This window comes from Paraburkholderia lycopersici (assembly GCF_900096975.1).
GTDB classification, from domain to species: domain Bacteria; phylum Pseudomonadota; class Gammaproteobacteria; order Burkholderiales; family Burkholderiaceae; genus Paraburkholderia; species Paraburkholderia lycopersici.
Genome location: NZ_FMYQ01000001.1, coordinates 450786 through 475694 on the forward strand (window position 1 = coordinate 450786; position 24909 = coordinate 475694).

The window sequence follows — 24909 nt, forward strand, 5'->3', positions numbered from 1 at the left end:
AATCGCCGTCGGCGAAACGCTAACGCTTACAGCACGATCTTCACCATCGGATGGCCGGTGAGCGCGCGGTAGATGTCGTCGAGATGCATCTGGCTCGTAGCGCGCACGGTGACGGTGAGGCCCGTGTAGTTGCCGCCGCTAGACGGACGCGACTCGATGGTCGTGGCGTCGAAGCCGCCGTCGAATTCACGCAGCACCGTGACGATGGTGTCCTGGAATTCCGGATGCGTCTTGCCCATCACCTTGATGGGGAAATCGCAGGGGAATTCGATCAGCGATGCTTTCGCTTCGGGGTTGGCCGGATTGGCGTTCTGGGTCACGTTCATTTCTCCACTTCCTGCAGGTCGGCAGCCGCCGCGCGCAATGCCTGCGCCTGCACCTGCGCTTCACGTTGCTTGGCGCGCTGGTAAGCCGCGTAAAGCGCGGCATGGACCGGGCCCGGCGAGCCGCCGCCCACCGGCTTGCCGTCGAGTGCGACGACAGCCAGCACTTCCTTCGTCGCCGAGGTCACGAGGATCTCGTCGGCTTCGCGCAGTTCGGCCTCGGCGATCTCGCGCGCCTCGAAGCGCACGCCGCATTCCCCGGCCAGCTCCTCGACAAGACCGTAGCGAATGCCTTCGAGAATCCGGTTGCTGCGCGGCGGCGCGAAGAGCGCGCCATGCTTCACGACCCACACGTTCGCCGAAGACGCCTCGGTCAGCCAGCCGTCGCGCAGCTGGATCGTCTCGAACGCGTCGTGCTCCGCCGCGTACTGCGCCATCAGCACGTTGCCGAGCAGCGAGGTCGACTTGATGTCGCAATGGAGCCAGCGCTCGTCTTGCGCCGTCACGCAACGCACGCCGTGCTCGCGCTGCGCGTCGCCGGGCAGCTTGAGCGGATTGACCATGGCGAACACGGTGGGCGTCGCCGCCGCGGGAAACGCATGGCCGCGCGGCGCAACGCCGCGCGTGACCTGCACGTAGACGTTGGCGTGACCGTCGCGGGCGAGCGCGCCCGCCGCTTCGTTCGCCCCGATCAGACGCGCGACGAGCGCGCGCCAGCCCGCTTCGTCGAACGGATTCGCAATGCCGACCTTCCCGAGCGAGCGTTCGAGACGCGCAAGATGCTGCGCGATGCGAAACGGCACACGCATGCGCGCGGCTTCCTCGCCCTCGCCCACGACGAGCGCGTACACGGGCACGACTTCGTAAATGCCGTCGCCGAAGATGAAACCGCGATCGAGCACGGGAATGCGCGCTTCGGAAAGCGGCGTGAGTTCGCCGTTGAGCCAGACGAGCGGCTCGGCGGCCTGCGCCGCCGCAGCCGGTCGACTGGCCGAAGGAGCGCCCGCCATCACTTCTTCTTGTTGACCATGAGCATGAGCGAGTCCCACACGCGGCCGACGATACCGGCTTGCGGCACCGCTTCGAGCGCGACGACCGGGAACTGCGCGAGCACCTTGCCGTCCGCGCCCACGAACTTCGCCGAACCGACCTGCTGGCCGACCGTGAGCGGCGCGATCAGCGGGCTCGTGAGTTCGATCTGCGGCTTGGCCTTGTCGGCGGCGCCCTTGGGCAGCGTCACGTACTGGTCCTTCTGCACGCCGACCTTCACGGCGTCGAGCGTGCCCTTGTAGACGCGCGGCGTCGCCACAGCCTGATTCGCCTGGTAGATGCGCGTGGTGTCGTACGCGCTATAGCCGTAGTTCAGCATCTTCAGGCTGTCCTGCACGCGGTCGTGCTCCTTCTGCTCGCCCATCATCACCGAGACGAGACGGCGGTTGCCGCCGCCCGCGAGCGGACGCTTGGCCGACGCGATCAGACAGTAGCCGGCGGCCTGCGTGTGACCGGTCTTCAGACCGTCGACGGTCGGGTCGATCCACAGCAGGCGGTTGCGGTTAGGCTGCCGGATGTTGTTGTACTTGAACTCCTTCTCCGAGAAGATGCTGTAGTACTCGGGATAATCGCGGATCAGGCGTGCGGAGAGCGTGGCGAGGTCGCCGGCCGTCGTGTAGTGCTGCGGGTCGGGCATGCCGTTCACGTCGGCGAAGTGCGTGTGCGCCATGCCGAGCTTCTGCGCCTCGGCGTTCATCATGTTGACGAAGTTCGACTCGCTGCCGCCCACGAGCTCGGCGAGCGCGATAGCCGCGTCGTTGCCCGACTGCACGATCATGCCGTACACGAGGTCGTGCACCGACACCGGCTTGTTCGCCTCGATGAACATGCGCGATTCGTCGTTCTTCACGCGGCGCACGGCTTCGCTCGGCGTGACGACCTGCTCCATCGAAATCTTCTTCGTCTGCAGCGCCTCGAACACGAGGTACGCGGTCATGAGCTTCGTGAGCGATGCGGGCTCGACGCGCTCGTCGGGGTTGCCGGAGGCGAGCACCTGGTTCGCGGTGGCGTCGACGAGCACCCATGAGCGCGCGTTCACCGCGGGCGGCGGCACCTGCGCAAACGCGCCCGCACTCGCAAGAAGCGAGGCGGGCAGCAGGGCTGCGAGCGTGGCATTGCGGACGAGGGAGGAAGGAACGAAGGAAGACGGCTGGCCGGAGGAGAGAAAACGCATAGGTTCAGGTCGGGCTGAATGGGGACGGGATGAACGTAGCGCGCCATGCGGCGCACGGTCTGTGAGAACCGGAATGCTCGCGCCGCGCCTGCGTCGATCGCAGCGCGGAACGCACAAAAATGGCGACCATTATACGCGTCGCGTCGCGGCGATTTTTCGCGATGTCACACGTTTGCGCATACCTGTCGCGCATTTCTTCACGCATTTCGTCCGCCCTGCGCCGGATGACGAATCGCCTGCATCGGGCCCCGAAACATCCAGCCGACGCGACACCGGCAACTGTGCGCGTGTCAGCGCCATGCGTCGACGATGATGCGCTTGAGGATATGCAGCTTGCGGTGCAGGAAGTGTTCTGCCCCCGGAATCACGACGATAGGCAATTCCTGCGGCCGCGCCCATTCGTACACCGAGAGAATGGGCACCGTTTCGTCGAGCTCGCCGTGGATCACGAGCGTATCGTCGCGCACGGGGGCGACTTCCCAGCGGCTCGCCGCGGTGCCGACGAACACCATGCGTTCGATTGCGCCGCCCGCTTCGAGATAGCGCTTCGCGACGTGCGAGAGCACGAAGGTGCCGAACGAGAAGCCCGCGAGCACGAGCGGCACGTCGGCCTGGCCCGGTTGCGCGCGCATATGCGCGATCAGTTCGAGCAGATCATCCTGCTCGCCGATGCCGTTGTCGTGCGTACCGCCGGTCGCGCCCACGCCGCGAAAGTTCGAGCGATAAGTCGCGTAGCCGAGCTGCACGAGCGTGCGCGCGAGCGTTTGCGCAACCTTGTTGTCCATCGTGCCGCCGAAGAGCGGGTGCGGATGCGCGACGAGCGCGATGCCGCGCTGCGTCGTGCCGGCGTCGGGCACGTCGAGCGCGCATTCGATCTTGCCGGCGGGGCCGTCGATCTGGAATTTTTGTGTCTGGGCGTTCATCGTGCGGCAGTCCTTATTGGACGTTCTGGACATTCATCCGGTCTGTTTAGCGGTCGATCTTGAGGCGTTCGACCACCTGGCCATTCTGCAGGTGCGAGACAACGATCTCGTCGATGTCGCTCTCGTCGACGTACGTGTACCAGGTGCCCTCTGGATACACGACGATGGTCGGGCCTTCCTCGCAGCGGTCGAGGCAGCCCGCCTTGTTGATGCGCACCTGGCCCGGGCCCGCGAGGCCGAGCTGCTTCACGCGCTTTTTCGCGTACTCCTGCATGGCCTGCGCGTTGCAGTTCGCGCAGCTCGGGCGGTCTGCGCCGGGCTCGCGCTGGTTCAGGCAGAAAAAGACGTGGTACTTGTAGAACGAGTCGGTCATGGCGTGGAATACCGGTGAATATCGTGCGATGGGGGGTGAGCTTCACTGAGCGCGCGGCACGTCTCGAGGCGCGTGAGGCGCGGCGTTGCGCGGGCGCGCAGCCACGTCGCGATGCGGTCGATTATAACGAGCGCGGCGCGAACGCTCAGGCACGCCACGCGCACGCACGTGCGGCGCTCGTGTTGCGGCGCTTGCGCTCGTGCGAGCCTTTGCGCCCCCCGCGCCCTTCACGCTTCACGCACCCTTGTCTGTGCGCGCCGCGGCAAGACGCGCGCGCCGCGCGAGCCAGGCGCGTTCGAGCGAGAACGCGGTCCACGCGAGCGCGGCCCACGGCCACGTCCACGCGAGCCAGCGCGCGAGCCCGTTGAAGTGCAGATAGCGGCCCTGGCGCCAGTCCGCGAGCACGACATCGAAATAGGGATTCACGGGCAGCACGTTCACGAGCACGAGGGCCACCGCGAGCGCGAGCGTCGCCGCCGCCGCTCGCGCGGCGCGCGGCAGGCGCAGCGCGAGAAGCGCCGCGAGCGTGCCCCATACCAGCCCCGCGAGCGCGCCGGGCGTCGCCCAGTCGAAGATGAGTCCGCTTTGCGACTGCAGGAAGGTCGCGCCGACCTTGACGGCGAGCGTGGTCGCGATGAGCAGCAGCACGAGCCGCGCGCGCGGCGCGCGCGTGCGCAGGGGGAGCGTCGCGAACGCCGCCGCGCCGAACAGGTTGAGCGTGGCGACGATCGCCTCCCAGCCGCTGTCGGGCAGGCGCGCGGCGAGCATGTCGGGCAGCGAGCGCAGATGCCAGGCGGCGGGCGTCCATGCGAGCACGGCGTCCTGCATCGAGGCGTCCAGACGCTGCCACAGCGCGCGCGGCCACTCGCCCATGCCGAAGAGACGCGGCGCGGGATACATCGTGGCGAACGGCCAGAGCGCGGCGAGCACCATCAGCACGGCTGCGTCGCGCTCGAACCAGCGAAAGCGCAGGCGGCGCAGGAAGCCGCGTTCGAGCAGCGCGCCGGTGGCGGGCGCCACGAGGGCCGCACCGAGCAGCGCGCCGAGCACATTCGAGGCGAGATCGAGATTGGAAGCAACGCGAGTGGGCAGCCAGGTCTGCACGGCTTCCATCAGGCCCGAGAACAGCGTGCCCGCGAGAGCCGCGAGCAGTACCGCGGGCAACCCGCGCCGGCGCGGCCACGCCGCGAGCACGACGAGCACGCCGAACGGCATGTAGCCGAGCACGTTGGTGACGATGTCGAAGACGGTCCAGTAGCGCGGCCAGGGATCGCCGAGATACGCGAAGGGACTGAGGCCGAGCGAGCGCCAGCCGGAGAACGGATACCACGAGCCGTAGACGATCAGCGCCGTATAGAGCGCGAGCGCCTGGCGCGCGAGTGTCGAGGCCTGGTGCGGCAGCGGCTCGCGTGCGGCGGCCGACGATACAGCCGACGTGACGTCCGGCCCCGCCGGCGCGGCGGCCGACGCATCGGCAGGCACGCCAGCCTCGCCGCGAGGCGCGCCGCCGTCGCCGCCGCTCTCGCCGTCATCCATACCGCGCCGTCCGCCGTGCGGGGCGCGCAGCCGGAGCCGTCCCGCTTCGATCATGCCGCTATCCCGCTCTAACCTCCGATACCGCGCCGCGCACCGCCATCAAGGCGTGCCGGCGAAGGACTGGGCGCTCAGCCACGCGCCCAGCTGATTCGCGAAATCGTCGCTGGCCGCCTGCAGCGCGCGCACGCCGCCTGCGGCATCGGGCGTGCCCGCCGGCGCGCGCGCGACGAAGGAGCGCTGCGCCAGCACCTTGCCGCCCTGGAGCAGCGTTGCACGCGCGGACAGCACGCCCGAACTCCGGGTCGAGCTCTCGAACACCTGCTCGAACTCGTACAGCTCGATCTTGAGCATCGGCGCCTGCACGGCATCGGCGCCCGAAAGCACGGTCGCCTGCGCGCCGAGAGACGTGCGCAGACGTTCCGTGAGCAGGCGAGCGGGCGACATCGTCCAGCGGCTGTTTGCGTAGCGCGCCGTGCGCTGCGAGTCGAAGTCAGTGCGGTAAAGAATACCGTCGTTATCGAGCGGCGGCGGCGCGACCACGCCCAGCACTTTCAGCGGCGGCTTGGCGCGCGACGTTTCGGGCGCGCCCTGCACAGCTTCTGCACCCTGCGCCGACTGCAGACCGAGGTCGTAGCGAATGTCGACGACCGAGGTCGGATTGCCCGCGCACGCGGCAAGGAGCGCGCCGAGCGCGAGCGCCGCCAGCAAGGCGCGGCATGGCCCGGCGAAGCCAGTCGCCGCGGCGCGTTGCATCGATCGTGGCAGGCGGGATGTGCGTGACATTGCGGTTCCTTCTTTTTTGCGCGCGGCGATCCGCGCCGCGCGGGATACATCGGACGTACTGCGGCCGGCCAGGCAAGCCGGTTCGCGCGGCTTACTTCGACCCCGCCGCGGCCGGCCAGGCGAAGCCCGGCTCGCCGGGCCCCGGCGCAGGCTGCGGCGCGCCGCCGAACAGCAGGCTGTGCGGGCTCGTGCTGAACGTGCCGGCCGCGCGATCCACGGCGCGCATGGCCGAGCGCACGTCGTCGGTCAGGGAATCGACGCGCGGCAGCGTGTCGTAGCCCACGCGCGCCGAAAGGTCCTGGATCGAGGCGTCGATCGACGTGAGCGCCGCGCCCGCTTGCGCCGCGGCCGTGCCGGCCTTGTTCAGGTTGATCTGGAACGGGCCGTCCGGGCGGTTCATGCTCGTGATGAGCGTGTTGGTCGACTGCAGCGTGCGCTGCAACTCGGTCACCGCGCCGGGCAGGCGGCTGGTGGTCGGTTCGAGCTGCCGGGCGAGCACGTTCACGCTGCTCGCGGCCTGTTGCAGGCTGTTCACGGTCGCCATCAACTGCTTGCGGTTGTCTTCGGAGAGCATGTCGTCGACGTCGCCCGCGATACGGTCGAGCTTGCGCAAGAGCGCGTCGCCGCGGCGCTGAAGCTGGTCGAGCAGGCCCGGCCGCAGGGGCAGCTCGGCCACGTGCGAATCCGACGAATGCAGCGGCGAGAGATCGCCGCCATTGTCGTCGAGCTGCACGAACGCGATGCCCGTCACGCCTTGCAGCGCGAGCGTGCCGAAGGTGGAACGCGTCATCGGCGCCCTCTCGTCGACGAGGATGCGAATGCGGATCTCGCCCGGCGTATGGGGATCGAACTTGATCGACTGCACCTTCCCGACGTCGAGACCGCGAAAGCGCACTGCCGCGTCGGGATAGAGACCCGTCACGCTCGAGCGCGAGATGAGGTCGTAAGGCACGCGCACAGCGCGGTCGGCGCTGAAAAAGGCGACGACGAGCGCGATCACGATCAGCAGGCCTATCGTGAACAAGCCCGCCCAGAACGCATGCGGTTTGTTTTCCATCGGTCAGATTCCTTCGTTGGCGGGTGTTAGCACGGCTTGAGCCCCACCGATGCCGACGCGAGCGCCGCCGCCGGCAGCTTCGCGCGCCGCTCGGGCGGCAGCGCCTGCAGCGCGCGGCGCCCGCGCATGCCGAGGAAGTACTCGCGGATGAACGGATGATCGACGCTCGCCGCCTCCTCCACGGGCGCCGCCACGAGCACCTTGCGCTCGGCGAGCACGGCCACGCGCGTGGAAAGCGCGACCATCGCGTCGAGATCGTGCGTGACCAGCACGACGGTGAGCCCGAGCGCGCGGTGCAGCGTGCTGATGAGTTCGACCACTTCGTCGGAGGAGCGCGGGTCGAGCCCGGCTGTGGGTTCGTCGAGAAAGAGCAGTTCCGGCTCCAGCACGATCGCGCGCGCGAGGCCCACGCGCTTGACCATGCCGCCGGAGAGCGCGGCCGGCATCTTCGAGGCGTGCTTGCACGGCAGGCCGACCATTTCGAGCTTGAGCATCACGATGTCGCGCAGCAGGTCGGGCGGCACCTTGCCGAGCTCGCGCACAGGCTGGGCGATGTTGTCGTAGACCGTGAGCGACGAAAAGAGCGCGCCGTGCTGAAACAGCATGCCGGTGCGCGTGCGCATCAGGCGCGCGCGCTCGGCGTCGATGGTCGAGATGTCTTCGCCGAACATCTCGATGGTGCCCGAGGTCGGCCGCTCGAGCCCGAGAATCTGGCGCACCAGCGTGGTCTTGCCCGAACCGGAGCCTCCCACGAGCGTGACGATCTCGCCGCGGCGAACCTCCAGATTCAGATGCTGATGGACGAGGTTGCGCCCGTAGCGCTTCGTGAGGTTGCGCACCTCGATCACCGGTTCGCCGATGGCGGGCAGCGGCAGATCCTGCACGACTTCCTTGAGCGGCGTGGTCAGCGTGCCGGTCGTCTTCGTCTCGGTAATCGTTCCCGTCGTGCTCATGACAACCCCACGTTCTGGAACAGGATCGCGAACACGGCGTCGGCGAGGATCACGATCGTGATCGACGTGACGACCGAAGTGGTCGTGCCTTCGCCGAGGCTCTGCGAGTTCGCCTTGATGCGAAAGCCGAAGTGACAGCCCACGATCGCCACCAGCATGCCGAACGCCACCCCCTTGCCGAGACCGATCCACAGGTTGGCGATCGGCACGACGCTGGGCAGCGAGCGGACGAACCACGAAATGTCGATGCCCAGCACGATCTTCGCCGCGATTGCGCCGCCTAGCAACGCAATGATGTCGGTCCAGATCACGAGCAGCGGCATGGCGACGCCGAGCGCGACCACGCGCGGAAAGATCAGGCGCAGCCCGTGCGAGATGCCCATCACGCTCATGGCGTCGAGTTCCTCGGTCACGCGCATCACGCCGATCTGCGCGGTGATGGCCGAGCCCGAGCGCCCCGCCACGAGAATGGCCGAGAGCACGGGCCCGAGCTCGCGGATCACCGCGAGCCCGAGGATGTTGACGATGTACTGGTTCGCGCCGAAGAGCCGCAATTGCTGCGCGGAGAGGTATGACAACACGATGCCGATCAGAAACGCGACGAGCGCCGTAATGGGCAGCGCGCGCGCGCCGGCGTTGTAAATGTTCGACGAGATCTCGATCCAGGGCGTGACCTTCGGCTTGCGCAGCACGAGCAGCAGATCGAGGATCACGCGGCCGAGCATGGAGATGCCGCCGTACAGGTGGTCGAGGAACGAGAAGATCGCGAGGCCGAGTTGCGTGACCGGATCGACGCGCACGACGCGCTCGGGCGCCTCGCGCACGGAATCGAGCAGCGCGATGCGCTCGAAGATGTCGCGCTGCGTTTGCGTGAGGTCGACGAGATCGGCCGGCAGCCTGTGGCCCCAGACGCGCCAGAGCGCCTGGCCGCCTACGTGATCCATGCGCTCCACGCGCGAGAGGTCCCATTCGCCGATGCGCTCTTCGGCGAGCGCACGCAGACGCCGCGCCGCGCCGCCCTGGTCGCGGTCGCGCGCGAGGGCGAGCGCGGTCCACTGGCCAGACAGGCGAACGGTCTTTCCGCGGCTGCCGGCCGTGACTTCAAGGCCGGGCGACGTGTCTTGATTCAAGGGTAAGCACTCGACGGGCAAGGTGAGCGGACATTGTAGCGAACGCGCCCCGTTTCGGCGGTCCGGGCGCGCAAGAGGCGCGCGGGCCGAAGGCGCGCCTGTGGACAACATTCTGGATAACATGTGGACCGCCTGTGGGCGGCCTGTGAATTGCCCAGATTTTGAGCAGATCGCGAGGAAAACGGCGCTGTGCCGGATCTGGCGAAGCCTGTGGATGATTCCGTGGATAACCTGTGGGCCGCCTGTGGGTGGCCTGTGAATTGCCCGCATTGCGGACCGAGGGCGGACGAAAAGCTGGGTCCACCGCGCGTGGCTGCGCGCTGCTGCCCGCGCCCCTGCCACTACAATATGAGACATGAATGCGACGCCCCCTCCCCCCGATACCCCGAGCGCCGGCGACTGGCGCATCGACCGCAACCGCGCGATCACGCTGTTCGGCCCGGCCGCGCACGACTGGCCCATCGAGATCGTCGAGGAAACCGGCTCCACCAATGCCGACCTGATGGCGCGTCTGAAGGCGCTGCCGCAAAAGCGCGATGCGCTCGCGCGCCCGATCGTGCGCGTGGCCTATCTGCAAACGGCGGGCCGCGGCCGGCGCGGCCGCACGTGGGTCGCGCAGCCCGGCGACGCGCTGCTGTTCTCGATCGGCTGCGTGCTGCCGCGGCCCATCGAAGGGCTCGCCGGCCTGAGCCTCGCCATCGGTTCGGCACTCGTGGACGGCCTGCGCACGCTCCCGGTGACCGCGCCCGGCCAGATCGCGCTCAAGTGGCCCAACGACGTGCTGCTCGAAGGCGACAAGCTGGTGGGCATCCTCGTGGAAACAGCCTGGAGCACGGCGGACGCCACGGCGGTCGTGATCGGCATCGGCACGAACGTGCGCGGCGAGGACGCGCTCGCCGCGAAGGTCGAAGCCCTCAACGCCGCCGGCGGGAGCGCGGCGGTCGTGCCGGGCACGACGCCTACCGCACTGTCGCGGGCCTGGCCGAACGCCAACCTCACCGACACGCTCGCCGCCGAGCTCAACGCGCTCGAAACCGCGCTGCAGCGCTTCGGCACGGCGGGCTTCGCGCCCTTCCGGGCACGCTGGAACGCCTGCCACGCCTACGCGGGCCGCGTTGTCTCCATTTACGAGCAGGGCAAGGAACTGTTGCGCGGCACGGCGGCGGGCGTGGACGAGCGCGGCCAGTTGCTCGTCGATACGCCGAACGGACGCGAGACCGTCACGGCCGGCGACGTGTCGCTGCGGCTCGCGGACGGCGGCGCATGAGCCGCGGCCCCTGCCTCCTGATCGACGCAGGCAACAGCCGGATCAAATGGGCGCTCGTGGCGCCCGACGGGTCGCGCCTGCACGCAGGGGCGATGGATCACCTGCGCGACGAAGGCGGGCAACCGGCCCCCGCCGGCCTCGCCGAATGGGCCACGCTGCCGCGACCGCGCGGCGCGTGGATCTCGAACGTCGCAGGCAGGGCGGTCGGCGAGCGGCTCGACGCGCTCGTCGAAGCGCACTGGTCCGGCCTGTCGCGCATCGTGGTGCGAGCCTGCGCGCAGCAGTGCGGCGTGACGAACAGCTATGCCACGCCCGATGCGCTCGGCAGCGACCGCTGGGCCGGCATGATCGGCGCGCACGCCGCATATCCGGATGAGCCGCTGTTGATCGCGACCTTCGGCACGGCCACCACGCTCGAAGCGCTGTGCGCGGACGGCACCTTCGTCGGCGGCATGATTGCGCCGGGCTTCGCGCTCATGACGCGCTCGCTCGGCGAGCACACGGCGCAACTGCCCGTGGTCGAAGGCGGCATGGCCGATGCGCCGCGCCCGGGCATCGCCTTCGCCACCGACACGCGGCGCTCGATTTCAGCGGGCTGCGCGCTCGCGCAGGCGGCGCTCGTCGAGCGCGCGTGGTTCGATTTGCAGGATGCCTGGAAAGTACCGGTGCGGCTCGTGGTGAGCGGCGGCGCGGCGGCCGAAGTGACAGCGGCGCTCAAGGTGCCGCATACTCGCCACGACGCGCTGGTGCTGTCGGGCCTGGCGCTCATCGCGGCGCAGTCCTGACAGGCGCGCCGTCTTTGGCCCGAACGAACGATATCGAAGGAGCTTCACACGATGCTGCGCTGGCTGATCGCCATCCTGATTCTCGCCAACGGGCTGGCCTTTGCGGCCATTGGCGGCGTGTTCGGCCCGACGCCCTCGTCGGGCTCGCGCGAAACCCAGCACCTGAGCCGGCAGATTCACCCCGAAAGGCTCGTGGTGAAACCGATCCGCCCTTCCGAATCGGCGGACATGCCTCGCGTTGGCGGCCCGGTGGCCGAACCGGCCGTGCAGGCGTCCGCGCTCACGCAATAAGCGGCGCACGATGCGCTTCAAATGCAACCGGCCGGAGGCCGGGCTCGCCCTTGCCTCGGGCGGCCCGGCCTCCGGCCGGCTTGTCCTGCGAATGCGTGCCGAACCTTACTCCGGGCCTTACTTCGGGCCTTCCTGCGCGCGCACCTTCTGCAGCAGCTTCGTGGTGGAGCGGTCGTGCTCGAAGGCAATCGCGAGCGCGCGGCCGCCCCAACCGCGCACGAGCGCCGACTCGGGCAGCGTATCCATGTCGTAGTCGCCGCCCTTCACGAGAATGTCGGGACGCACGGCCTCGATCAGCTCGACCGGCGTGCGCTCGCCGAACTGCACCACCCAGTCCACGCTCTCCAGCGCCGCCAGCAGCGCCATGCGGTCGTTTTCGTTGTTGATGGGGCGGTCGTCGCCCTTGTCGAGCATCTTCACCGACGCGTCGCTGTTCACGCCGACGATCAACGTGGCGCCGAGCGCCTTTGCATCGGCGAGATAGGTGACGTGCCCGCGGTGCAGGATGTCGAAGACGCCGTTGGTGAACACCACGGGGCCGGGCAGCGAGGCACGCAGTTGGGCGAGCGCCTCGCGGGTCGTGATCTTGCGTTCGAAGGAAGCGGGCATGGGATTGAGACTCGCAGAAGAAAAAAAGGGCGCTGAATCGCGGCAAGGCAGCACGCCAATGAAAACGGCCCGTCACGCGAGAAGCGCTTCGGGCCGTTCCGATCGCGGCGCGCCACGAGGGCGGCGCACCGGAAATGTTCCGGCGCGTCAGGCCGGCTGTTGCGTGCCCTGCTCGGCCTGCAGGCGCTGCACCACTTCCTTGCGATAGCGGTTCAGTTCCTGGGCCGTGGTGAACGTGCGCTCGAACAGGATCGAAAGGTTGTGCAGGATGCGCTCGATCACCTTCTTCTCCCAGCCGTCGTCGAAGCGGATCTGCTCGTCCAGCCAGCGCTCGAGCCATTCCGGATCGGGCAGGCGCGACTGCACGGTGTCGCGCGGGAACAGCGACTGGTTCACGTGCAGGTTGGTGGGGTGCAGCGGCTTTTCGGTGCGGCGCGCCGAAGCCATCAGCACGCCGATCTTCGCGAACGCCGCGCGCGCGACGTCGCCGCAGTTGTTGAGCGCCTTCTTCATGTAGCGCAGATACGCGCCGCCGTGGCGCGCTTCATCGCGCGAGATGGTCTCGTAGATCGCCTTGATGACCGGCTCCGTGTGCCATTCGGCGGCGCGGCGATACCAGTGGTTCAGGCGGATTTCGCCGCAGAAGTGCAGCATGAGCGTTTCGAGCGGCGGCGCCGGATCGAATTCGAAGCGCACGGCGTGCAGTTCTTCTTCGGTCGGCACGAGTTCCGGCTTGAAGCGGCGCAGGTATTCCATGAGCACGAGCGAATGCTTCTGCTCCTCGAAGAACCACACGCTCATGAACGCCGAGAAGTCGCTGTCGTGGTGGTTGTCGCGCAGGAACATTTCCGTGGCCGGCAGCGCCGACCATTCGGTGATCGCGTTCATCTTGATGGTCGCGGCCTGCTCGTCGGTGAGGAGCGACGCGTCGAACTTGTCCCAGGGAATGTCCTTTTCCATGTCCCAACGGACCGATTCGAGCGATTTGTAAAGTTCCGGATAAAGCATCGTATTCATAGTCCCGCCCCTGATCTGCGCAAAACGAGCGCATGACGAATTTATAGCGTGCCGCGTGCGGCGCGTATGACGCGGCGCGCAGGCAAAAGCATTTAATTTTACGCGGTATCCGGCCCCCTGGACGCAGTCGCGCGACCGGGCAACGCTTCAGGTTGCCCCACGACAATCCAGCCAACCGGAATGAAAGGCGCCGTCGTGGATTCTGGGTAGCTGCTCCGTGCCTCGAATCCGGCCGCCTGATACCGCTGATCACTGCCGATAACCGCGTCTCTTGCCAGCCCTCTGCCGCGCGTCTCGCGCAGCGCGACCGGCGAAACCCGGCAAAGCCTGCGGGCCCTCGCGAAGACTGTGCGACACAATGCCGCACCTGCTCGCCATACGCCCGTTGCCTTTACGCCGCACCTTGCCCACTGATTCCCAGTGCGCAAACACCGCGCCTGTAAAGGCTGTGGAGCCTGTGCGGCGAAGCCTCGCGACGCCGCCGCATCTCCCAAAAACTGCCAGAAAAACCTTACACAATAATAGCATGCCGGTCTTTCACTTCCGGCGCGCCCCCCATTCCGCCGTTGCGGCGTCTGCCGGAGTTTTGAGCCAGGTCAAAAGCACTTCGCGCCGAGCTAGCGTATCCCGGTAACCCAGATCAAGCAGCTCGCAGGTAAATTCGCGCTCGAACAGCAAATAGCTCGCAAACGCCGCGCCAGACGCCCGATTGCCGCCCAGCGCGCCGAGCAGCATGCGCACCGAGCGCGGCAATTGCCGCAGATGGCGCGCCGCGATCAGCTCGATGCGCTCGCTCGGCGCGATCGCGAGCACCTCCACATGCCGCCAGCCGCTTTCCGGCTCGACCGTGTGCGGCAGCTGCAGCACCATGCGGTTCACGTGCTCGATGCGCTCGATATCGGCGCCGAGCGAGTCGAGGAATACGCTGGCAAGCACCTGCTGGCCGATTTGCGCGAGCGTCGGATAGGTGTCGATGTCGGGGCGCGCCGCCGGCACTTCAGGCGTGGGCGCCGCCGCGCCGAGCACGACGATGCGCTGCGCGCCGAAGTGGATGGCGGGCGAGAGCGGCGCGATCTGCCGGATCGAGCCGTCGCCGAAATACTCGTGGCGGCCGTCGAGTTCGAGACGCACGGCCGGGAACACGAACGGAATCGCCGCCGAAGCGAGCAGATGCGCAGGCGTGAGCGCGACCATGCGGGCGGTGCGCTGCGCGCGCCGCCATGCGGTGATCGGCTCTCCGGCCTGGTAGAACGTGACGTGCCGCCCCGACGAGTAGCTGAGCGCCGTGACAGCGAGCGCATGGAGCCGCCGCTCGTCGAGCATCTGTTCGATGCGGTGGAAATTGAGCGCATGCGGGAGCATCTGCGCGAGCGGCGTGCTGTCGAACAGCGTGCGCGGCGAGGTGGGTACGCCCACGCTGGAGGCCGCCCAGCCGAATGCGAGCGCGGCCAGCCAGCGCGCGCCCGCCGCAGCGACGCCGGGCCAGTCGGTGCGATAGACCTGGCTCGCGCGCATGTTCGACCAGACATCGACGAGGCGTGCCGCACCGTGCGCGAACTGGTCAGCGTGGCTCGCGATCGAGGTCGCGTTGATCGCGCCCGCCGAGGTGCCGCAGATCACCGTGAAGGGCATGGCGCGACGCGCGGGGTCGGCCTGCGCGGCCAGTTCCGCGAGCGCGCGCAAGGCGCCGGCCTGGTAGGCCGCACGCGCGCCGCCGCCCATCATCACGAGCGCAAGCCGCATGATGCCGACGCTCCCCGTGTTGCGTCCCGCAGGACGGTTCTTCGTAACGCGGCGCGCCTTATTCCGACTGCGCCGGCGCCTTCTTCGCGCCGCGCGGCGCGCTGCGGCCCGCGCCGCTGCTGCCGCTGCCGCTGTTGCCACCGCCGCTGCCGCCGCTGTTGCCACCGCTGTTGGCATTATTGGCGTTGCCGCCGCCGCTGCGTTTGGCGCTGCTGCGCTTTGCCGTGGCGGCCCCGGTTTGGGTTTGCGCCTCGCTCATCGCGTTGGCGGCTGCCTGCGCGGCGGCGGCGGGCTGCGCCATCGCGAACTGCGCGAGCTGGTTGAACTGCGCTTGCACGAGATTCCACCACGAAGCCGCGTCGAAGCCGGGCGGCGCGGCAGCGGGAGCTTCGGGGGCTTCGCCCGCGTCCGCGGCCCCCGGTTCGGCGGCCCGCTCGCGCGCGGCGCCCGCTGCCGCCGATCCGGTGTCGGCCGAAGACGGGCTCATCTGCGCCTGCGCGAACGCGCCGAACGCTCGCAGCGTGGAAAGCGTGGCGCGCTGCACTTCGAGCGCCTGGGTGGCGGACTGCAGCATGCCGAGATTGAGTTTGAGCCATTGTTCGACGGCGCGCAGATCGGTAATGCGCTTGTCGAGCTCTTCGATGTTGGTGAGCGGCGTCATCATGTCGGACATCATCGACAGCGACGGCCCGAAGCCCTGCGCGATGCCCGGTTCGCTACCCGGAAATGCGCTGCCGAAAGGCGTGAGGCGCATCATCCCCCACATGCGGTCGAGCATTTCGGCGGGCGGAAAGCCGGGAAAGCCCGGGAACGGCGGCATGGAGCCTGCTGGGTCGGTCATGCGGATCTCCCTCGCAAAGATCAGGTGGTCGGTGCGCGTCTGCGTGCGGTTTCACTGGATTTCCGGCCAATGAGCGGCACGCGCGTTTCTCGCGCAATCGGTGCAGTCGATCTCTTCGATGATAGCGCGCGCTTGGGGCCGCAGGGCGCGCAGCGTATGAACGTCGTGCGCCGCAGCCATGCGCGCGGAACGGACAAAAGCGCGGCTCAGAACGAATCGCCGCCCGGGAACTGCGGCGGGCGCCGCTCGCGCAGCGACTGCACGCCCTCGCGCACGTCGGGCCCGGCGAAGCCCATGAATTCGAGCGCGAGCGACGTGTCGAAGGTCGGCCCCGCCATGCGCAGCCAGTTGTTGAGCGCATACTTGGTCCAGCGCACGGCGGTTTGCGAGCCGTTCGCAAGGCGCTTCGCCACTTCGAACGCCTTCGGCACCAAGTCGTTTTCGTCCACGGCGAGCGAGACGAGGCCGATGCGCTCCGCCTCCTCGCCGCTCACCGGCTCGCACAGCAGCAGGTAGTACTTCGCCTTGGCCATGCCGCACAGAAGCGGCCACACGATCGCCGCATGGTCGCCCGCCGCGACGCCGAGGCGCGTATGGCCGTCGATGATGCGCGCCGTTTTCGCGGCGATCGAAATGTCGGCGAGCAGGCCCGCCACGAGTCCCGCGCCCACGGCGGGACCATGCATGGCGGACACGATGGGCTTGCCGCAGTTAATGACGTTGTAGACGAGGTCGCGCGCCTCTCGCCACACGCGCGCGCGCACGTCGAAATGCGTGGCCATGTCCTCGACGAGCTGCAGATCGCCGCCCGCCGAAAAGCCCTTGCCTTCGCCGCGAATCACGGCGACGCGCGCGCCGGGATCGCGGTCCACGTCGCGCCAGATTTCGGCGAGTTCGCGGTGCATGTTGGCGTCGGCGGTCGCGAGGCCGCTCTTGTTCGCGCCCTCGCCGCTCATCACGATCTCGACGATGCCGTGCTCGTGCCGCTGCACGCGCAGCGCGTGATAGGCGGCGTAAAAAGGATCGTTCATGGGCAGGCCTCCTTTGTTTCGGATCGCTGAATATGTGAATGCGGCCGCGGTGCGGCCGTTCAATGCGGCTGATAAACCCACTTGCCGTCGCGGATCTCGACCATCATGCGCGCGTGCGCATCGAGGCCGAGGTGGTCGGTGGCGCTCATGTTGACGACGCCATTGGTGTCCTGCAGCCCGCGCGTCGCTTCGAGCGCGTCGCGCAGCGCATGGCGAAACGCGGGCGTGCCGGGCGCGGCCGACTTGAGCGCGACGGGAATCGCGCTCTGGAGCAAGAGGCCCGCGTCCCACGTGTACGCCCCGAACGCCGAGACCGTGCCCGCGCCGTTCCGTCCTTCGTAGCGCGAAATATAGTCGAGCGCGAGGCGCCGGCCGGCCCGGTCTTCCGGCAGCTGCGCGGCCACGAGCACCTGGCTCGCCGGCAGGAACGTGCCGTTGCAGTCCGCGCCGCATACGCGCAGGAAGTCCCGGTTGCCCACGCCGTGATTGTGATAGATGAGCCCTTTGTAGCCGCGCTCCTTGAGCGTCCGCGGCGGCAGCGCGGCGGGCGTGCCGGCCGCGCCCACCACGACGGCGTCGGGATGCGCCGCCACGATCTTGAGCACCTGGCCCGTCACGCCCGGATCGGTGCGGTTGAAACGCTCGTTCTCGACGATCCTGATGCCGCGCTGCTGAGCGGCCTTCGCGACCTCGGCGTAGAACGTTTCGCCGAGCGCGTCGGCCTGGCCGATATAGGCGAGCGTCTTCACGTTGTGCGCGGCCGCGTGCTCCATGATCGCGCCGGCCATCATCGCGTCGGTTTGCGGCGTCTTGAACATCCAGTGCCGCTTGTCGTCGACGGGCTCAATGATCTTCGCCGACGACGCGAGCGAGATCGTGGGCGTTTCGCCCTGCGCGATCACGTCGAGCATCGCGAGCGAGTTGGGCGTGATCGACGAGCCGATGATCGCGTCGACGTGCTGCTCGTCGATCAGCTTCTTCGTGTCCTGCACGGCCTGGGTCGTGTCCGAGGCGTCGTCGAGCACGATGTACTGGACTTTCTGGCCGGCGATCTCTGCGGGGAACATCGCGGCGGTGTCGCGCGCGGGAATGCCGAGCGAGGCGGCCGGGCCCGTGAGCGACAGCACGAGGCCGACCTTGACCTGCGCGAGGGCAAGCGCGGGCGCGAGCGTGACGAGGCTGGAAAACAAGGCGAAACGTGCGGCAAGACGGCTGGGGCGAGAAGCGTTCATGAGGTCTCCTGTCGGCCGGAGTTGGCGCGCTGGCGCCTTGCCCCGGTCCCATGCGAAGCTCTTGCGAGCGTTTTTTTGTACGGCTTCGGATGCGGCTTGCTTCTACGGATGGTGCTTCTGCCGATCTCTTCGGCTGCCTCGAAGAAAAAGGGTGTTCGCCAGTGTAGCCGCACGCGCGGCGCGCGGCATCCGGCGAAACCCTTCAGGCTCCGGCCTGGCTGCGCTCACTGCGCGCCCGCGAGCGGCGCCACGGCCTGGTCGATTGCGCCGAAGATCGACTTGCCCGCTTCGTCGAGCATTTCGATCTTCACGCTGTCGCCGAACTTCATGAACGCCGTGCTCGCCTGCCCGTGCTCGATCATCTCGAGGCAGCGCTTCTCGGCGATGCAGCAGTAGCCTCGCTTCGCGTCCTTGTTCGAGACCGTGCCCGAACCGACGATCGCGCCCGCGCGCAGATTGCGCGTCTTCGCGGCATGGGCGATCAGCTGGCCGAAGTGGAACACCATGTCGGTGCCCGCGTCGGGCTGGCCGACCTTCCTGCCGTTCCAGTGCACGACGAGCGGCAGATGCACGCGCCCTTCGCGCCAATGCTCGCCGAGCTCGTCGGGCGTGACCGCAACGGGCGTGAACGCGCTGGCCGGCTTGCTCTGGAAAAAGCCGAAGCCCTTCGCGAGCTCGGCAGGAATCAGATTGCGCAACGACACGTCGTTGACGAGCGTGACGAGCCGCACGGCCTTGAGCGCTTCGTCGGGGCTCGCGCCCATCGCCACGTCGCCGGTCACGACGGCCACCTCGGCCTCGAAGTCGATGCCGAACGCCTCGGACGCGCACACGATGTCATCGCACGGACCGATGAAGTCGTCGCTGCCGCCCTGGTACATGAGCGGGTCGGTCCAGAATTCGGCGGGCATCTCGGCGCCTCGCGCGCGGCGCACGAGTTCGACGTGGTTCACGTAGGACGAACCGTCGGCCCACTGGTACGCACGCGGCAGCGGCGCCATGCAGTCGCGCGCGTCGAAACTGAACGCGTTGCGCGCGCGGCCGTGGTTGAGCGCGTCGTAGAGTTCGGCGAGCTGCGGCGCGTAGAAGCGCCAGTCGTCGAGCACGCGCTGCAGCGTGGGCGCGATCGCATCGGCAATGGCGGCGCTGCGCAGGTCGCGGGAAACGACGATCAACTGCCCGTCGCGAGTGCCGTCCTTCAGCGTGGCAAGTTTCATGGAATGAGACGTGAGTGACGATAAGGGAAATGTATTCTACGATGGTGAATCGGCGCGACCCAAGCAGGCGCGCCGCTCGCCGCATTCCCTACACCACGACGCATCCATGCCGCCTACCGCCCGCCTCGCCTCGCCGCGCACGAACGCCACGAACGCCAATGACCTCGCCAGCTTCGCCGAGGCCGACGCCGACACCGGCGCCGCGGAATCCGCCGAAACGGCCGAAGCCGGCGAAGAAAAGCTGCGCTCCGGCATCCAGTCGATCGAGGTCGGCTTTCGCCTGCTCGACGTGCTGGCGAGCGAGCCGCGCGCGATGATGCTGCGCGACCTCGCGCAGCGCGCGGGCATGAGCCCGGCGAAGGCGCACCGCTATCTCGTGAGCTTCCTGCGCCTCGGCATGGTTGCGCAGGACCCGCTTTCGGGGCGCTACGAACTGGGCGGCTTCGCGCTTCAGCTCGGTCTCGCGCGTCTGGCGCGCGTGGATGGCGTGAAGCTCGCGCGCATCGCGCTCGCCGAATTGCGCGACGCGCTCGACATCACCGTGGGCATCGCCGTGTGGGGCAACCAGGGGCCGACCGTCGTCCACTGGCTGGAGTCGAGCCATCCCGCCAAGGCGGCGCTCAAGCTCGGCGACGTGATGCCGATGCTCAGTTCCGCTACGGGCCTGCTGTTCGCCGCCTATCTGCCGCGCAGCAAGACCGGCACGATGATCGAGCGCGAGCTCGCGGGCGCGCAGCACTACTCGTACGGCGAGACGCCGCGCACGGCCGAAGCGCTCGAACGCGCGCTCGAGCAGGTCCGCGAGCACGGCGCGGCGCGCGTCGAGGGCATGCTGCTGCCGACCATCCACGCATTCTGCACACCTGTGTTCGACGCGAGCGGCGAACTCGCGCTCGGACTCATCGCGCTCGGTCACGAAGGCGCGTTCGACATCGAGTGGAACGGCGCCGTCGATACCGCGCTGCGCGCCTGCGCGCAAAAGCTGTCGTACGAATTGGGGTACAGTCCGGCACCGCGTTGAAGGCGAAGGCGGCATGCGAGCCAGCGGGCATGCGCGTTGCCCTGACGCGCATGGGCACATGCGGCGCCGGTTAGCGAGCGCGCCGCTTTTCGCGCACGCCCGGCGCGTTGTGTCACATTAACGTACCCGCTAACGCCCCTCGCAAGCACGACGAACCGCCCGATGTCCACTCCCGCCACCTCGCGCGAGGCACGCCGCCTCGACCGCCGCGTTGACCGCGACTCACGTGCGCCGCGTCGCATGCGCGCGTGGCGCTGGGTCGGCGTGTTCGTCGCCGTGACGGCGCTCCACTGGCTCGCGGCCGAATGGTTCGAGCGGCATCACGGCGCGCCGCCGCCCGTCACGCACGTGCGCGTGCCGGTGCAGGTCGCGCTGCTCAAGCCCGAGCGCATCGAGCGCGAAGCCCGGCCCGCGAGCCCCGCGCCCTCGCGTGCCGCGCCCAAACCCGCGCCGAAGCCTGCGCAACCGCACACGCTGCACGCATTGACGCCGCCCAGACCGCATCCGAAGCAGGCTGCCGCGCCCCCGGCGGCGCAGCCTGACACGCAGGCGGCTTCCGCGCCCGAAACCGCATCATCTGCAGCTTCGGCAGAAAGCGCGAGCGGCGGCGCAAGCGCCGCGGCGAGTACGGCGCCCGGCAACGGCAAGCAGCCGTCGGCGCAAGCCGCGCAGGCTTCGCATGGCCTGAAGTTCTCGGTCCCGCCATCGGGCGATCTGCAGTACGACACGTTCTACAACGGCGTGCGCAATCAACCCGGCACGATCCACTGGTCGAGCGACGGGCAGCGCTACGAGATGGTCGTTTCCGTGCCCCTGCCCTTCGTCGGCAATTTCAGCTGGACGAGCAAGGGCCGCGTGGACGCCTTCGGCCTCGCGCCCGATCAGTACATCGAAAAGCGCGGCCATCGTCCTTCCGACGTGACGGTCTTCAATCGCACCGACAAGCAGATCGTGTTCACGCGCACGCCCAACTCGCTCGCGCTGCCCGACGGCGCGCAGGACCGCTTCAGCATGGTGATGCAGCTCGCGAGCCTCGTGCGCGGCGACCCCGACGCGTACAAGCCAGGCGTCACGCGGGAGTTCTACGTCGCGGACAACGACAGCGGCGAAACGTGGCCCATCACCACGATCGGCGACGAAGCCGTGAACACGGACCGCGGTTTCGTCGCCGCGCGCCACTTCATGCGCCTGCCGCGCCGCGAGGGCGACAAGCGGCGCATCGACGTGTGGCTCGCACCCTCGCTCGGCTGGTTGCCGGTGCGTCTCGTGCAGACCGAGCCGAACGGCAATCAGTTCGAGCTGGTGTGGCGCGGCGCGCTCGCCGTGCCCACCGCGCCAGCGACGAGCGAGTCTGCGCCAACGCCAGACGAAGCTGCGAGCGAAACGACCAGCGAGACGCCCGGCGCGCTACCCGCCGCAGCGCCCGACGCGACGTCCGACACAACATCGGCGCCATCCGCAACGCCCGCTGTGCCGCAACCCCAGCCACAACCGCAGCGTCCAGCGACGCCCGCGAACACGCAGACAGAACTCCCGCCGCCGACGCCTGCGGATAACGCGCGGCCCTCGCCCTCGTCGCCCGGCCCGGTGCCCGAGCATCCCTAAGCGCGCGAGCGCACACACCGCATGATCGGCGCCGGCCCGCTCCCCGGCAGAAAATCATGAAATGGCGCATACTGAAATCGAGCTTTGCGACTGGAATCGGACCGGAATCGCAACGCGTCGCGCGCCATGAAGGCCACGAAAACAAGCAGACGAAAGGGGAGCACGACTTCCGCGCGCGATCGCAAACGAACACATGCAACGCTGCAAAAGACCTATAAAAGCAGCGCGTACGCAACAGACAACGCAGCAAACAGGGACGCGACCGCACAACACAACGAATATCGCAACGCGCATCATCCGCGATCCGCGCGCTCCGGGCGCGCGGCTTGCTGCACCGGCATCGCGTGCACGCAGTACTTCGCAAACGGCTTGACTCCCAGCCTGGAAGGCGAAGGAGGAACCCATGCAAGTGACTGTCAACGGCATCGATACGCACTATGTCTTCGACGACAGGAGCGGCGGACCCGCGCTCGCGTTCATTCATCAACTGGGCGGCGATCATTCGGTGTGGGACACGCTCGCCGGGCATTTCCGTCATCGCCACAGCGTGTTGCGCTATGACGTGCGCGGCCACGGCGCAAGCGCGGTAGCGGGCGAACCCTTCGGCTTCGCGCAGCTCGCCGCCGACCTCGCCGCACTCCTCGACGCAAACGACATCGAGCATGTGCATCTCGTCGGCATGTCGATGGGCGGCATGATTGCGCAGCAGTTCGCGCTCGATTATCCGCAGCGCGTCGTCACGCTCGCGCTTTGCGACACGGCGAGCCATACGCCGCCCGAGGCGCGTGCGATCTGGAACGAGCGCGCCGCCACCGTACGCCGCGACGGTCTCGCGGCCCTCGCGGACGCAACGATGGCGCGCTGGTTCTCCGGCGATTTCCGTCACGCGCACGCGCAAACCGTTTCGCAGATTCGTGACGTTTTATTACGGACCCCTTCGGAAGGCTATGCGATGGCCTGCGAAGCGCTGCGCGATTTCGACGTGCAAGCGCGGCTCGCGCAGCTACGCGTGCCCGCGCTCGCGGTGGCGGGCCGCTACGACAACGGTACGCCCCCCACGGCGACGCAGGCACTGGCGAAGTCCATCGAAGGGTCTCATTTCGTAGTGCTGGATGCAGCGCATCTGGCCCCGGTAGAGGAGTCGCACCGTTTCACGGCGCTGCTCGAAACGTTTCTCAAGCAGTTGGTCTAACCTGTTCGAACCAAGGCGGTATGACAGCGGCAGTAGACGCGGTTGGCGTAGCAGTTGCGGTAGAAGCGAAAAGGGAGAGCAGTCCACATAAGAGGTGATGCGGGACCCACCCCTTGAATTCCAGAACGAACGCTCCAAGTATTGACCCAGAAGGTCAGGGAGCACAGGAAAAAGGAGTGTCGCCATGCAAATGATCTACAACAGTCCCAACTATTGCGTCGTCGAGTTTCCTCCGCAGGACGGCCACAGCGCCATGCGCGCGGGCGGCTATGAAATCGTCGACAAGAACGCGCGCCGCGAGATTTTCATCGACGGCGCGATGGCGGCACGTTTTCGCGAAGACGTGCAAAAGCTGATGGAAGAAGACCAGTCGCTCGATGAAGTCGACGAATTCCTCGGACAGTTCGACAGCCTCATGCAGCAACCCGTCGTGCTTCACTGACGCTAGCGCACCCAGCGGCACTCAACGCGCGGCGCCCTTCACACGAAACCCCGTCCGGCTTGCCGGGCGGGGTTTTCTTTTGGGCCCTCGCCGCGCCCGCCGCCAGCGGGCCGCCCCGGCTGCGGCTACAATATTGGGTTTCCCAGTTCGACCGGCGCCAAGCCCGCCCGCGATCCATGAACCAGCCTGCCGCACAAGCCTCGCATGCCACGCGCCCCGCCGGGGACGCCAACTACACGCGCGGCGCCGCCCTGCCCGCGCTGCTCGCCTCGCGCATCCTGATCCTCGACGGTGCGATGGGCACGATGATCCAGCGCTACAAGCTCGACGAAGCGGCCTATCGCGGCAAAGGCAACGGCGAGCGCTTCAAGGACTTCCCGCGCGACGTCAAGGGCAACAACGAGCTGCTCTCGATCACGCAGCCGCAGATCATCAGCGAGATTCACGAGCAGTACCTCGCGGCCGGCGCGGACATCATCGAGACCAACACGTTCGGCGCCACGACCGTCGCCCAGGCCGACTACGGCATGGAAGATCTCGTCGTCGAGATGAACCTCGAATCGGCGAAACTCGCGCGCGCCGCGTGCGACAAATATTCGACGCCGGACAAGCCGCGCTTCGTCGCGGGCGCGATCGGGCCGACGCCGAAAACGGCCAGCATCTCGCCCGACGTGAACGATCCGGGCGCGCGCAACGTCACGTTCGAAGAGCTGCGCCGCGCGTACTACGAGCAGGCCAAAGCGCTCATGGACGGCGGCTGCGACCTGTTCCTCGTCGAGACGATCTTCGACACGCTCAACGCGAAAGCCGCGCTGTTCGCGCTCGACCAATTGTTCGAGGACACCGGCGAGAATCTGCCGATCATGATCTCGGGCACCGTCACCGACGCCTCGGGCCGCATTCTCTCGGGCCAGACCGTCGAGGCGTTCTGGAATTCGCTGCGCCACGCGAAGCCGCTCACGTTCGGCCTGAACTGCGCGCTCGGCGCGGCGCTCATGCGTCCGTACATCGCCGAGCTGGCGAAGCTCTGCGATACGTATGTCTCGTGCTATCCGAACGCGGGCCTGCCGAACCCGATGAGCGACACCGGTTTCGACGAAACGCCCGCCGACACCTCGGGACTGCTCAAGGAATTTGCGAGCGCCGGTCTCGTGAACGTCGCGGGCGGCTGCTGCGGCACGACGCCCGAGCACATCGCCGCGATCGCGAAGGCGCTGGCCGAAGTGAAGCCGCGCCGCTGGCCCGGCCAGTACCGCGACGCGGCCTGACAGCCCGACACTCGCCCGGACGCCGCATCGCGCGCCGCGCCCACCG

Annotated in this window: 25 protein-coding genes; 8 read left to right on the forward strand and 17 right to left on the reverse strand. The window is 68.0% G+C overall.

The genetic code is table 11. From position 1 onward, the window contains the following. Positions 1–26: 26 nt before the first annotated feature. From BLU17_RS01965 to BLU17_RS02010, 10 genes are all read right to left on the reverse strand, one after another. Positions 27–326, reverse strand: coding sequence for a DUF493 family protein (locus BLU17_RS01965; RefSeq protein WP_091993677.1), 300 nt, complete (start codon positions 324–326; stop codon positions 27–29). Then, positions 323–1333 (reverse strand): D-amino acid aminotransferase, encoded by a 1011-nt coding sequence (locus tag BLU17_RS01970; protein ID WP_091993680.1) that lies wholly within the window; start codon positions 1331–1333, stop codon positions 323–325. Before BLU17_RS01970 ends, BLU17_RS01965 begins: the two co-directional genes overlap by 4 nt. Further along, positions 1333–2547, reverse strand: coding sequence for a D-alanyl-D-alanine carboxypeptidase family protein (locus tag BLU17_RS01975; protein WP_091993682.1), 1215 nt, complete (start codon positions 2545–2547; stop codon positions 1333–1335). Before BLU17_RS01975 ends, BLU17_RS01970 begins: the two co-directional genes overlap by 1 nt. Positions 2548–2837: 290 nt before the next feature. Then, the gene (locus tag BLU17_RS01980) at positions 2838–3470 is read right to left on the reverse strand and encodes an alpha/beta hydrolase (protein WP_091993684.1); all 633 of its coding nucleotides are present in this window, start codon (positions 3468–3470) and stop codon (positions 2838–2840) included. Positions 3471–3516: 46 nt separating this feature from the next. Beyond that, positions 3517–3843 carry a (2Fe-2S) ferredoxin domain-containing protein gene (locus BLU17_RS01985; RefSeq protein WP_091993687.1) on the reverse strand — a complete coding sequence of 109 codons (327 nt, stop codon included), beginning with the start codon at positions 3841–3843 and terminating at the stop codon, positions 3517–3519. A 234-nt stretch (positions 3844–4077) separates the two neighbouring features. Beyond that, on the reverse strand, positions 4078–5379 hold the full coding sequence (locus tag BLU17_RS01990; protein WP_091993689.1) for a VanZ family protein: 1302 nt from the start codon (positions 5377–5379) through the stop codon (positions 4078–4080). 99 nt (positions 5380–5478) lie between these two features. After that, a complete protein-coding gene (locus BLU17_RS01995; protein WP_091993692.1) occupies positions 5479–6132 on the reverse strand; it encodes an ABC-type transport auxiliary lipoprotein family protein in 654 nt (217 codons plus the stop codon). 121 nt (positions 6133–6253) lie between these two features. Beyond that, positions 6254–7219: an MlaD family protein gene (locus BLU17_RS02000; protein ID WP_091993695.1), complete on the reverse strand. Its 966-nt coding sequence runs from the start codon at positions 7217–7219 to the stop codon at positions 6254–6256. Between the two features lie 26 nt (positions 7220–7245). Beyond that, positions 7246–8127 (reverse strand): ABC transporter ATP-binding protein, encoded by an 882-nt coding sequence (locus BLU17_RS02005; protein WP_176928898.1) that lies wholly within the window; start codon positions 8125–8127, stop codon positions 7246–7248. 41 nt (positions 8128–8168) lie between these two features. Beyond that, the gene (locus BLU17_RS02010) at positions 8169–9302 is read right to left on the reverse strand and encodes an MlaE family ABC transporter permease (protein ID WP_091993700.1); all 1134 of its coding nucleotides are present in this window, start codon (positions 9300–9302) and stop codon (positions 8169–8171) included. A gap of 355 nt (positions 9303–9657) precedes the next feature. Here BLU17_RS02010 and BLU17_RS02015 point away from each other — a divergent pair, with 355 nt between their 5' ends. Genes BLU17_RS02015 through BLU17_RS02025 form a run of 3 tightly spaced genes read left to right on the forward strand, consistent with a single transcriptional unit; the run spans position 9658 to position 11645 of the window. Further along, positions 9658–10569: a biotin--[acetyl-CoA-carboxylase] ligase gene (locus BLU17_RS02015; RefSeq protein ID WP_091993703.1), complete on the forward strand. Its 912-nt coding sequence runs from the start codon at positions 9658–9660 to the stop codon at positions 10567–10569. Further along, complete coding sequence (locus BLU17_RS02020) at positions 10566–11354, forward strand: type III pantothenate kinase (protein WP_091993706.1); 789 nt, start codon at positions 10566–10568, stop codon at positions 11352–11354. The genes BLU17_RS02015 and BLU17_RS02020 overlap by 4 nt, the downstream gene beginning before the upstream one ends. A 51-nt stretch (positions 11355–11405) precedes the next feature. Next, complete coding sequence (locus tag BLU17_RS02025; RefSeq protein ID WP_091993708.1) at positions 11406–11645, forward strand: hypothetical protein; 240 nt, start codon at positions 11406–11408, stop codon at positions 11643–11645. A 117-nt stretch (positions 11646–11762) separates the two neighbouring features. Here BLU17_RS02025 and rfaE2 read toward each other — a convergent pair whose 3' ends face one another. The 7 genes from rfaE2 to BLU17_RS02060 all read right to left on the reverse strand — a co-directional run bounded on the left by rfaE2 (position 11763) and on the right by BLU17_RS02060 (position 19335). Next, a complete protein-coding gene (gene rfaE2 / locus BLU17_RS02030) occupies positions 11763–12254 on the reverse strand; it encodes a D-glycero-beta-D-manno-heptose 1-phosphate adenylyltransferase (RefSeq protein WP_091993711.1) in 492 nt (163 codons plus the stop codon). Between the two features lie 147 nt (positions 12255–12401). After that, complete coding sequence (locus BLU17_RS02035; RefSeq protein ID WP_091993714.1) at positions 12402–13271, reverse strand: ferritin family protein; 870 nt, start codon at positions 13269–13271, stop codon at positions 12402–12404. 537 nt (positions 13272–13808) lie between these two features. Next, positions 13809–15014: a patatin-like phospholipase family protein gene (locus BLU17_RS02040; RefSeq protein ID WP_091993717.1), complete on the reverse strand. Its 1206-nt coding sequence runs from the start codon at positions 15012–15014 to the stop codon at positions 13809–13811. A 58-nt stretch (positions 15015–15072) separates the two neighbouring features. Next, complete coding sequence (locus BLU17_RS02045; protein ID WP_091993720.1) at positions 15073–15855, reverse strand: PhaM family polyhydroxyalkanoate granule multifunctional regulatory protein; 783 nt, start codon at positions 15853–15855, stop codon at positions 15073–15075. 206 nt (positions 15856–16061) lie between these two features. Then, a complete protein-coding gene (locus BLU17_RS02050; protein WP_091993723.1) occupies positions 16062–16886 on the reverse strand; it encodes an enoyl-CoA hydratase/isomerase family protein in 825 nt (274 codons plus the stop codon). A 59-nt stretch (positions 16887–16945) separates the two neighbouring features. Further along, positions 16946–18118, reverse strand: a complete 1173-nt coding sequence (locus tag BLU17_RS02055) for an ABC transporter substrate-binding protein (protein ID WP_091993726.1) — start codon at positions 18116–18118, stop codon at positions 16946–16948. Between the two features lie 224 nt (positions 18119–18342). After that, positions 18343–19335: a fumarylacetoacetate hydrolase family protein gene (locus tag BLU17_RS02060; RefSeq protein WP_091993728.1), complete on the reverse strand. Its 993-nt coding sequence runs from the start codon at positions 19333–19335 to the stop codon at positions 18343–18345. Between the two features lie 106 nt (positions 19336–19441). On the opposite strand from BLU17_RS02060, the gene BLU17_RS02065 reads away from it, so the two are divergent. The 5 genes from BLU17_RS02065 to BLU17_RS02085 all read left to right on the forward strand — a co-directional run bounded on the left by BLU17_RS02065 (position 19442) and on the right by BLU17_RS02085 (position 24863). Then, positions 19442–20356: an IclR family transcriptional regulator gene (locus BLU17_RS02065; protein WP_091993730.1), complete on the forward strand. Its 915-nt coding sequence runs from the start codon at positions 19442–19444 to the stop codon at positions 20354–20356. A gap of 162 nt (positions 20357–20518) precedes the next feature. Next, positions 20519–21961 (forward strand): DUF3108 domain-containing protein, encoded by a 1443-nt coding sequence (locus tag BLU17_RS02070; protein ID WP_091993732.1) that lies wholly within the window; start codon positions 20519–20521, stop codon positions 21959–21961. 403 nt (positions 21962–22364) lie between these two features. After that, a complete protein-coding gene (pcaD, locus tag BLU17_RS02075) occupies positions 22365–23153 on the forward strand; it encodes a 3-oxoadipate enol-lactonase (RefSeq protein WP_091993735.1) in 789 nt (262 codons plus the stop codon). 184 nt (positions 23154–23337) lie between these two features. Continuing rightward, positions 23338–23595, forward strand: a complete 258-nt coding sequence (locus BLU17_RS02080) for a BTH_I0359 family protein (RefSeq protein WP_091993738.1) — start codon at positions 23338–23340, stop codon at positions 23593–23595. 176 nt (positions 23596–23771) lie between these two features. Continuing rightward, the gene (locus BLU17_RS02085) at positions 23772–24863 is read left to right on the forward strand and encodes a homocysteine S-methyltransferase family protein (RefSeq protein ID WP_091993741.1); all 1092 of its coding nucleotides are present in this window, start codon (positions 23772–23774) and stop codon (positions 24861–24863) included. Positions 24864–24909 lie beyond the last annotated feature (46 nt).